This window comes from Peribacillus sp. YIM B13477 (assembly GCF_042787955.1).
In the GTDB taxonomy this organism is placed as follows: domain Bacteria; phylum Bacillota; class Bacilli; order Bacillales; family DSM-1321; genus Peribacillus; species Peribacillus frigoritolerans.
Window position 1 is genome coordinate 290,822 of record NZ_JBHZPD010000006.1, and the last position, 9,104, is coordinate 299,925.

The following is a 9,104-nucleotide window of genomic DNA, read 5'->3' on the forward strand; positions in this document are numbered from 1 at the left end:
TAATGTTGAAAGTATATTTAGCTTCTGACCATCCCTTTGAAGGCAAAGGCAATATTGGATGGCCTTTCTGCAAGCCTTCTCATGAAGTATCCATACCAATCCAGACCGTATGGTACATAGACGCGCATTTTGTAACCTTGCTTGACCAATTCGTATTGAGTCTTGTTCCTCATGCCATAAAGCATTTGGAATTCGAATTGTGTATTTGGGATGTCATATTTCTTGGCCAGCTCTTTTGTATATTCGATGATTTTGTCATCATGTGAGGCAATGGCCGTATAATTTCCGTTAAGAAGACTTTGCTTAATCAACTTTTTATAGTTTTCGTCCACATCATTCTTCTCGGGAAAAGCCACCTCTGGAGATTCCTTATAGGCACCCTTTACGAGACGCAGGAATGGCTTATATTGGCCAAGGTCCTCCAAATCTTTCTCTGTGCGGAATAAATATGCTTGTAGAACAGTACTTATGCAGCTGTATTTTTCTTTGAACTGTCTAAAGATATCGATTGTTGCCTGACAGCGAACTTCATCTTCCATATCGATCGTGACCATGACTTTATGCTTTTCGGCTGTATCAAGAATTTTCGTCATATTCTCAATCACTAGTTTATGATCGATATCAAGTCCCAAAGAAGTCATTTTCAGAGAAACCTGTGAATCAAGTTTTTCCCTGCTGATCATTTCGATGGTTTCGATGCATTCTGCCGTACGTTCCTGAGTCACTTCCTTGGAATCAACGAATTCCCCAAGATGGTCGACTGTAACCGACAAGCCGCTATTATTAAGTTGTTTAATGAATTTAATGGAACTTTGGAAATCAGTTCCCCCAATGATCTTTCCAGCAGCAAAATTTCCTCCGCTTTTTTTAGCAATATTATTAAGCAGGTTATTCTTAGATAAAAATAAGAAAAAGTCCCTTGTAATGGCTTCCATATAAAGCGCACCCCCTAAGAAGATGTATTTCTTAAATTAAGCTTAAGGTTTTTCGACAATATTCTCAATGTTCTTAAAAAACAATAATTCTGTCATTTCTTTGTCGGTTTTGGACAAATGAAAAGGTTTACATTTCTGCTATTGTAATGAAGGTTTATCTTTTGACTTAAAAAGAAACGCTAGAGGTAAAGCCTTTATAGTGATTAGGACTAATATGAACGCGTTTAAAAGTGGAAGCTCGACCATAATCATCCAATGCGTTATAATGAACCTTATTTAACTGAATCGGTCAATGTTCGAAGAAAAAACGATAAATGAAGCTTTCAGACGTGAAATCGGTGAAAAACCGTAAAAATAAGTGCATCGGCAAGCCGGGGAGGATAATGAATGGATGCTGTACTTGAAGAACTTAGAGAAACATCGGGATTGATAGTAGGATTAATAATGGCCCTGGTAATTTTGGGTCTGATCGGTTATGCCCTTACGAATGTACATGAATCCATCGTGTCACCTGTGGTTCAGTTCATAAAGAAAATGGTCGGCCGAAAATAGCTCAAGCGGAATACATAACCTTTTGTCCCTAATCGATAACTAGCCCTTGTTTAAAGAAATCCCTGCAGGGTTTGTCTAAAAGGGACAAAGAGCCCCGAATATAAACATATCAGCTTAGAATGAAGAAAATCCCCCGCTCCTAATGGAAGTGGGGGATTTTAATTCAGGGGATGTCATTGAATCTCAGTTGAACTTTGAAAAGCTGGGGCGTTGGAATGAAGGTTATTTCCAAAAGGAAAGCTTGGATTTTGGGAGCATGGATAGGAGAGTATGAACAAGAATTGAATAATACATTTAGGCCCGGCCATAAGCCAGGCCTTTTTGTTTACAAATCAAAGTAGTCATCTGCCTTTGCGCCTGCATCTATACTTCGAACCGCCTTCATGATTTTCTTTAAAACCCCGGCTGACGGCACATACCTTGGATCGCTGCAAACCCTGCTTATCGTATTGCGTGAGATTCCTGACGCACTTACAAACTCCTCTTGGGTATATCCGTGCTTATCGATTAATTTACCGACCTTGCTTCGCGGCTTTCTCTTCCCGAATCTAAACATTTGATAACCTCCTAGAATGATTTACTAGCAGTCTCGTCCAGCTTTCACAAAAATATACACATAGTTTCGCAAATGATTGGGATACAAAGTTGAAAAGCGGTTCCCGGGTTGGTTGTATGATGAAGCTTCAATTTCCTTGAATTTATTTCCATTTAAATTATAATAATAAATAGGCAGCGAACACAGACTGAATAATGTAAATGAATGGCTAATTCATATGTACCTTAGGAGGAAATCATGGGAAGAATAGTTCATTTCGAAATTCATGTGAATGATATGGAACGGGCAAAGACGTTTTATGGAGAGGTGTTCGGATGGTCATTTCAAGACTGGAGTGATTATGCAGGGATGCCTTACTTTGGAGCAGTGACTGGCAATGAGAATGAACATGGCATCGATGGTGCTTTGAATGCAGCGTCAAAGTGCTCCGCCGGAAACACACCAAGCGTTAAATGCATTTGCGTGTACCATTGGCGTGGAAAATTACGATTTAACGGAAGCTAAAATCATTGAGAATGGCGGCAAGCTCGCAATGCCCAAATTTGCCCTGCCTGGAATGGCTTGGCAAGGATACTATATCGATCCCGAAGGCAATACTTTTGGAATTCACCAACCCGATGTGAATGCAAAATAGAGTGGATAATAGGTGAATTAAAACATGGAATCACGATACACGGAAGCCATGCTTGATCATGTACGCAATATCTGTCTTGCACTGCCGGAAGCTGTGAACATATTGATGGTTTCGGTCACAATACTTTTAAAATCAATGGAAAATCCTTCGTGATTTCTGGTGAAAGCGAGAAAGGGTTCAGCTTGTCATTCAAGTCAGATCGAGAAACTCAAGAATTATTGCTACAGAAAGAGAAATATTTCAAAACTCCATATATAGGACGTCACGGTTGGGTTTCCATTCAAAATCCGGATAGGGAAGACTGGGATGAATTGACCTCTCTAATTCAAGAAGGTTATTTACGTGCGGCACCGAAACGTATGGTAAAGAAATGGAATGAGTTGAATACAAAGTGAAGAAAGGCGGACGATCTGCCTTTCTTTATTTTTTACGTGTAAGAGGGACTCCGGATTTGGAAAATATAAAGAGAGGGATTGTTGTCCCTCATCAGAAGAACGTTTAAAATTAATAGTAGGTTAAGATTTGTATCTTATAATAAGCAGCTAACTTTAAAGATTGCGAGAATCAATCAAGATTTGATTGAAGGAAAGGTGTTTGGTTGAAGTGAATGTTGAATCTTTTTTTTCTGAGAACATTAAAGCAGCACTTAAGAATGATCCGCCCGGTGCATGGATGCCAGATCTGCCAGATGGTTGTATTCGCTTGAGTTCAGGCTATCCTGATCCTGCTCTCGTTCCTGCTGAGGAGCTTAAGGAAGCTGTAGCCAGACTTCTTGATGAGGAGCAGGATTTGCCGCTCCATTATCTCGGAAGTCCGCGAATTCCAAGACTAAAGAAGCAAATCCAGAAAAGGTTGGCAGAGCGTGGAATTTGCGTTTTGGAAGAACAGCTTTTGGTTACATCGGGAGCTTGCCAGGGGATTGATCTTATTGCCCGCGTTCTTCTTGATGATAAAGCGGTTGTAGCGGTAGAGTCTCCCACCTACATGGAGGCTTTGGAGATTTTTCAAAACTATACGAAACGGATTATTAGTATACCTATAGATGAACAGGGACTCCAAACATACCGATTAAAGGAAATGCTGGATGAAAGGAAACGCACAGGTCAAACTCTCCCGCGTTTTTTATATACAATCCCAACTTTTCAAAATCCAACTGGAACGACTATGACAAATGAGCGCCGGGAGCATTTATTGGAGCTTTCCATCGAGTATGATTTCCTCATTCTGGAGGATGATGCATACGGGGAATTATCCTTCGATAAAAATCCGGTCCCAATAAAATCTATTGATAAATGCGGGCGAGTCCTGCAAGTCGGGTCATTATCCAAGGTTGTTGCGCCAGGAATGCGGATTGGATGGATAGCGGGAGAAAGTGAATTCATCAAGGCTTTTGAGTGGTTTAAAAAAGATTTAGACCATCCGTTTGCTCAAAGTTCAATGGCTGTATACTTAGAAAACACCGAATTTGGGAAACGGCTCGACCTTTTAAAAAATACGTATCGTTCTAAATGCACTGCGTTAATCCATTCGATGGAACAATTCCTTCCAGAATCCGTTTCCTGGTATGTTCCAGATGGCGGTTACTTTGTATGGGTGAGAATTCCAGGAGTGGATACATCGCTGTTATTATCACAGGCTCTGGCTAATGGTGTTTCATATGTTCCAGGGAAATACTTTTTCTTGGATCAAAACGATGGAACTGAGTTTCTCCGACTCTCGTTCAGTTATGCCAATGAGAAAGAAATGATCGAGGGAATACGAAGACTAGGACAGCTTATCGCATCTAGTGTCCTGAAGGATTGTTAATTTGTTAATCTATAAGTTATTTCGATGTATTTGTACGCCTGCTTCCTTAAGGAGGTAGGTTTTTTATTATAAAAGCAAAAATATGATGAAATTTTATCGCAATGCTTGAAGGAAATATTAGGGGGCAGTGGTGGACAAATTGACAAAAAGAAAAAACCCTTGATATATCAAGGGTTTTCGGAAATGGAGCATAGCGGGATCGAACCGCTGACCTCTACGCTGCCAGCGTAGCGCTCTCCCAGCTGAGCTAATGCCCCGAATTGAGGTACAATAATTATTTTATCGGATTTTGGTGAAAAGTCAATATAAAATATGAGATTTTTGCAAAAATGATAAAAAACCCGTTTGAGTGTAGTCAAACGGATCAGACTAGAGACGCGATGAATCACGTAGCTACAGATTTTTTGTTTATACGATTGGATGTAAAAGACCTGCCGCAAAAGGTTTCATGTTAATCCATCTCTGGGTTCATTTTCATTTATCACGTGCTTCATCAGATTCCAGTAATTTAAGCTTATATTTTTTTACTTATCCTGAATTATACCAGTGATGGTGTATGTTTTAACATCAACACGGGCAATGGAGAGATCCCGGTTTAATACATAAGCCTGATCCCCATCCTGGCTAAAGATGATTGCTTGCCTTGGTTCTTTGAACCCCCCGATTGTCTTAACTACGCGGTGATCAGCGACATTGATCACGTCAATCGTATGATCAGCTTTGTTGCTTGCGAAAAGGAGTTTATCATCAGGAGATAGAGCAGCGCCATATGGCTCGCGTCCCACTTTGATTTCACCCTTTACTTTACCATCTAGCGTATCCACTGCGGAAATGCTGTTGCGTCCGCTGTTGGCTGCATATAATGTTCCTCCATCAGCGGTAATCGAGATTCCGCGAATACTGGAGAACCCTGTTATTTCACGAATGATTATTTTTGTGGCGGCATCAACGATAGAGACTTTATCACCTTGAAAGTTCGTGACAAAGATATATTTTCCGTCCGAAGAGACTTTAATGCCTTGCCTTGGTTGGGCGAAACCGGTAATGACGTCAATCGGTTTTCGTTTTTCCAGATCCACAACCGTGACGGAATTGTGTGCTTGATTGTTCACATACAATGTCTTGCCATCCGGACTGACAGCAGTCCCGAATGCACCTGGACCAACGACAACTTCATCTTTCAAGGTGAAGCTTTTTAAGCTGTAAAAACGAATCGTACCGAGAGTGCTGTCAGAGATGATGAACTCTGAGCCGCCATCAATAAACACGATGTTTCTCGGTGAACCGAAGCCGTCGATCTTTTTACGCAACTTGCCACTGGTAAGATCATAGACCAGGATGGATTGTTCACGGCTATCCGAGACAATCGCTATTTGTTCATCCGGACTTACGGCAAGGGAATTGTTGGTGATGTGGGTGTCAAAGCCTGTCGCCAACTCTGGGCTTTTACTTTTAATAGAAGAAGCACCTATTACATTTGGTATGAAAAACACAAATAGTAAGGGTATCCATATACTTTTTACCTTCATTTTTTTAAACATCACTCACCTCGGGAAATTATTTTCTTGATAATGGTTTATATCCCTGTCAATATCATGCGGGTTGTCCTGACCACCTTCCTTTAAAACGTTTAAGTCAAGCCGGAGTTCGTCCTTTCACTATATATAACGAATAGAGCAGGATATCGGTTTGGTCATTTTGCGATTATAATAAATGTATAGAGCGGACCCTTAGATGAATAATGGATTAGGCCACAGTGAAGTCACGTAACACTAGACTTCCTCCCTGACCGATGGATGAGAGTAAATGTCCATATATAGGTGTTAGATTCTGATGCTGGAGATAAAAACTGAGGATTGTGGAAGTTGCGATTGGTTTAAGCAGGCAAGACTTAGCCATTAATTGATGCTCAACTGTACTTGCCAAGGGGTCAAAAATGGTTTAACGGAGTGGACTCGTATAGGTATGGAGGAAAGTTAAGGAGAATTTCAAAAGGGGTTCGGAATGTTTAATTCCCAACCCCTTTTAGTTTGAGTGCAGTCAAACGGCCTTTAATTTTATACATTTTCGATCTCCACCCGTGCAATTTCCTTAAGATTGGAGACGGTGTAATACACTTCCGATGTTCTGACTTTGTGATCGACCAGAACTTTAAGGGTCAAAAGGTGGTTGTCATTTGCCACATCTTTGATTCTGAGATTTTTGATGAATATTTTTTCGTCTTTGATTTTTTTCAGTACGATTGCAATGTCATCTTTATTTTGTACGACCAGCTGCAGAAAGATTTCTTTTTGCCGTAACTTCATCGGTCCGAGCCAGGTAACGATTGCGGGCACTAATTCCACACTAATGATCAATAAGATGACGCCGGCTATGGCTTCGAGAAAAAAACCAGCTCCAACGGCAATCCCTATTCCCGCCGCTCCCCAGATGATGGCGGCTGTCGTTAAACCGGATATGCTGTTGTTGTCACGCCGGAGAATGACGCCAGCACCTATAAAACCGACGCCGGAAACGATCTGGGCCGCAAGACGCAAGGGGTCCATTGTGATATTAACGTCTTCGCTACCCGGGAATTTATAAGCGGATTCCATGGAAACGATCGTTAATAAACAGCTGACAATTGAAATGACCAGGCTTGTTTTTAATCCAACGGGTTTTCGTTTCATTTCTCGCTCTAGGCCGATAATTAGTCCAAGGAGAGCTGAAATCCCCAATTTGATTAGGATTTGCAGTTCCGATTGAGGGTCGAATGTCCATTCCATTTTGTTTCACCACTTCCGAATTATTATCGAAGAATAAAATCGTCTGTTGCCATATACCCGTTTTTCAAAAAAAACTACCCTAATAATTTTAACATAGTAGAATAGAGTTCTATGTAACGTAATTCCGTTGAAAGGAGCAATCTAAGTGCAAATGCCAAAAGTGAATCCCTATGTAGCGTTGGCAATCGGCGTGGCATCCGTATCGTTTTCGGCCATCCTTGTTAAATTGGCGACCGCTCCATCGGGTGTTATCGCCTTTTACCGTTTATTATTTACCGTCCTTCTTATGTTGCCGGTTTTCATGGTGAAATACCGTCATGAACTTAAATTCATTGAAAAAAAGGATTGGCTGTATTCGATTGCGGCAGGAGTGTTTTTGGCTTTTCATTTTATCTTATGGTTTGAATCGCTTAATTACACATCGGTCGCAAGTTCAACCGTCCTTGTAACCCTCCAGCCTTTATTCGCTTTTGCCGGAGCCTACCTGTTTTTTAAAGAAAGATTTTCAGTGAAGGCAATATTGAGCGGCATCATTGCGATAGCAGGCAGCCTTGTAATTAGCTGGGGTGATTTGAGGATCAGCGGCATGGCGCTTTGGGGAGATATTCTTTCGCTTGTCGCATGTGCGCTCGTAACCGGATATTTACTATTTGGTCAAAATGTCCGAAAACGCATCTCTTCTATAACATATACATTTGTCGTGTATGCAATCAGTGCCGTCGCCTTGTTTTTTTATGTGATCTTCAAGGGAGAGGCATTGGCGCCTTATCCTGCTTCCGATTGGATCTATTTCGTTTTGCTTGCCATTTTCCCGACTTTATTAGGACATTCTTTATTCAATTGGTCACTAAAATGGTTAAGCACATCGACGCTTTCGATGGGAATATTGCTTGAACCGGTGGGAGCGACAATTCTGGCTTACTTCATATTAGATGAACCGATACTCTGGACGCAGGTCCTTGGAGGTACCATCATATTGGGTGGTTTGATGATGTTCTTAAAGGATGAAAAGAAAAGCAAGGAACATAAAGAGGCGCAAGTCTCCGTATAAAAGCAGTAAGTCTTCCGACTTACTGCTTTTATCTAATATGGATGAAACAAATAGGTGATCCGTGTGAAAATCAAAGCGAAAGTAAAGCTGAATAAAAACGTCGTACCATTCACCTTGCCTTTTTCTCTGCTGAACTTGATGGCTTCATAAAAAGCGGTACTGAATAAGTAAAGGGCCATACTGTAGGAAATGAGTAATCCGATTAATGGCAGATTCATTGCTTCACCTCATGGAAAAAAGATATCTATATATGACTATTTGTGTTTCTTTGGAAATATGCTTCGTTTATTCATAAAACATGGGCATGGCCCGGATGTAGGGGGAGGGGTGTGATGATGTAAAGAATATATAGAAGGAAATAGGTGAAACTGTTTTTTTTGAAAAAAGTTTTAAAAAACGTATTGCAAACATTTTTAGTACATGGTATATTATTTCTTGTCGCTAAGACAGCAACTTAAACAGCTAACAAGTTGTTAAAAAAGATTTTAAAAAAGTTGTTGACGAAACGTGACAGAATGTGTTACATTATAGAAGTCGCTTCTGAGAGAGATGACATCGAAATTGCTCTTTGAAAACTGAACAAAACAAAGCGCCAACGTTAAATTTTAAGTGAGCACACACTATCAAAAAAGCAAATGAGCAAGTCAAACATTTCTTCGGAGAGTTTGATCCTGGCTCAGGACGAACGCTGGCGGCGTGCCTAATACATGCAAGTCGAGCGAATCGACGGGAGCTTGCTCCCTGAGATTAGCGGCGGACGGGTGAGTAACACGTGGGCAACCTGCCTATAAGACTGGGATAACTT

At 40.9% G+C, this 9,104-nt stretch carries 10 protein-coding genes, 1 tRNA gene, 1 rRNA gene and 1 pseudogene; 7 read left to right on the top strand and 6 right to left on the bottom strand.

The window, feature by feature from the left end; all coding sequences use genetic code 11:
* Positions 1-17 precede the first annotated feature (17 nt).
* Complete coding sequence (locus ACFX4H_RS19120; protein WP_054398961.1) at positions 18-935, bottom strand: proline dehydrogenase family protein; 918 nt, start codon at positions 933-935, stop codon at positions 18-20.
* A 387-nt stretch (positions 936-1,322) separates the two neighbouring features.
* Between ACFX4H_RS19120 and ACFX4H_RS19125 the strand changes: the two genes are divergently transcribed.
* On the top strand, positions 1,323-1,487 hold the full coding sequence (locus ACFX4H_RS19125) for a hypothetical protein (RefSeq protein WP_161784866.1): 165 nt from the start codon (positions 1,323-1,325) through the stop codon (positions 1,485-1,487).
* A gap of 325 nt (positions 1,488-1,812) precedes the next feature.
* Here ACFX4H_RS19125 and ACFX4H_RS19130 read toward each other — a convergent pair whose 3' ends face one another.
* Complete coding sequence (locus ACFX4H_RS19130; RefSeq protein ID WP_034310472.1) at positions 1,813-2,043, bottom strand: helix-turn-helix domain-containing protein; 231 nt, start codon at positions 2,041-2,043, stop codon at positions 1,813-1,815.
* 237 nt (positions 2,044-2,280) lie between these two features.
* Between ACFX4H_RS19130 and ACFX4H_RS19135 the strand changes: the two are divergent.
* The 4 genes and pseudogenes from ACFX4H_RS19135 to ACFX4H_RS19150 all read left to right on the top strand — a co-directional run bounded on the left by ACFX4H_RS19135 (position 2,281) and on the right by ACFX4H_RS19150 (position 4,483).
* Positions 2,281-2,677, top strand: a pseudogene (locus ACFX4H_RS19135) (VOC family protein).
* 24 nt (positions 2,678-2,701) lie between these two features.
* Positions 2,702-2,830: a hypothetical protein gene (locus ACFX4H_RS19140; protein WP_377436033.1), complete on the top strand. Its 129-nt coding sequence runs from the start codon at positions 2,702-2,704 to the stop codon at positions 2,828-2,830.
* A complete protein-coding gene (locus ACFX4H_RS19145; RefSeq protein WP_377436034.1) occupies positions 2,827-3,072 on the top strand; it encodes an MmcQ/YjbR family DNA-binding protein in 246 nt (81 codons plus the stop codon). Before ACFX4H_RS19140 ends, ACFX4H_RS19145 begins: the two co-directional genes overlap by 4 nt.
* A 208-nt stretch (positions 3,073-3,280) precedes the next feature.
* The gene (locus ACFX4H_RS19150) at positions 3,281-4,483 is read left to right on the top strand and encodes an aminotransferase-like domain-containing protein (protein ID WP_377436035.1); all 1,203 of its coding nucleotides are present in this window, start codon (positions 3,281-3,283) and stop codon (positions 4,481-4,483) included.
* Positions 4,484-4,667: 184 nt separating this feature from the next.
* Here the strand turns inward: ACFX4H_RS19150 and ACFX4H_RS19155 are convergent.
* The 3 genes from ACFX4H_RS19155 to ACFX4H_RS19165 all read right to left on the bottom strand — a co-directional run bounded on the left by ACFX4H_RS19155 (position 4,668) and on the right by ACFX4H_RS19165 (position 7,248).
* A tRNA-Ala gene (locus tag ACFX4H_RS19155) sits at positions 4,668-4,740 on the bottom strand.
* Between the two features lie 267 nt (positions 4,741-5,007).
* Positions 5,008-6,024 (bottom strand): beta-propeller fold lactonase family protein, encoded by a 1,017-nt coding sequence (locus tag ACFX4H_RS19160; protein WP_377436036.1) that lies wholly within the window; start codon positions 6,022-6,024, stop codon positions 5,008-5,010.
* A gap of 516 nt (positions 6,025-6,540) precedes the next feature.
* A complete protein-coding gene (locus ACFX4H_RS19165) occupies positions 6,541-7,248 on the bottom strand; it encodes an MgtC/SapB family protein (RefSeq protein WP_057277968.1) in 708 nt (235 codons plus the stop codon).
* 151 nt (positions 7,249-7,399) lie between these two features.
* On the opposite strand from ACFX4H_RS19165, the gene ACFX4H_RS19170 reads away from it, so the two are divergent.
* Entirely contained in the window at positions 7,400-8,299 is a 900-nt protein-coding gene (locus ACFX4H_RS19170; RefSeq protein ID WP_057278288.1) for a DMT family transporter, read from the top strand.
* A 32-nt stretch (positions 8,300-8,331) separates the two neighbouring features.
* Here the strand turns inward: ACFX4H_RS19170 and ACFX4H_RS19175 are convergent, their stop codons facing one another.
* Entirely contained in the window at positions 8,332-8,517 is a 186-nt protein-coding gene (locus ACFX4H_RS19175) for a hypothetical protein (RefSeq protein WP_034310479.1), read from the bottom strand.
* A 435-nt stretch (positions 8,518-8,952) separates the two neighbouring features.
* On the opposite strand from ACFX4H_RS19175, the gene ACFX4H_RS19180 reads away from it, so the two are divergent.
* Positions 8,953-9,104 (top strand): 16S ribosomal RNA (locus ACFX4H_RS19180); the annotation flags it as partial.

Coding starts and splice junctions, on each gene's coding strand:
- ACFX4H_RS19175 (WP_034310479.1), bottom strand. CDS start 8,517: ATGAATCTGCCATTAATCGGATTACTCATTTCCTACAGTATGGCCCTT.
- ACFX4H_RS19140 (WP_377436033.1), top strand. CDS start 2,702: ATGGAATCACGATACACGGAAGCCATGCTTGATCATGTACGCAATATC.
- ACFX4H_RS19125 (WP_161784866.1), top strand. CDS start 1,323: ATGGATGCTGTACTTGAAGAACTTAGAGAAACATCGGGATTGATAGTA.
- ACFX4H_RS19170 (WP_057278288.1), top strand. CDS start 7,400: ATGCCAAAAGTGAATCCCTATGTAGCGTTGGCAATCGGCGTGGCATCC.
- ACFX4H_RS19165 (WP_057277968.1), bottom strand. CDS start 7,248: ATGGAATGGACATTCGACCCTCAATCGGAACTGCAAATCCTAATCAAA.
- ACFX4H_RS19160 (WP_377436036.1), bottom strand. CDS start 6,024: ATGTTTAAAAAAATGAAGGTAAAAAGTATATGGATACCCTTACTATTT.
- ACFX4H_RS19130 (WP_034310472.1), bottom strand. CDS start 2,043: ATGTTTAGATTCGGGAAGAGAAAGCCGCGAAGCAAGGTCGGTAAATTA.
- ACFX4H_RS19120 (WP_054398961.1), bottom strand. CDS start 935: ATGGAAGCCATTACAAGGGACTTTTTCTTATTTTTATCTAAGAATAAC.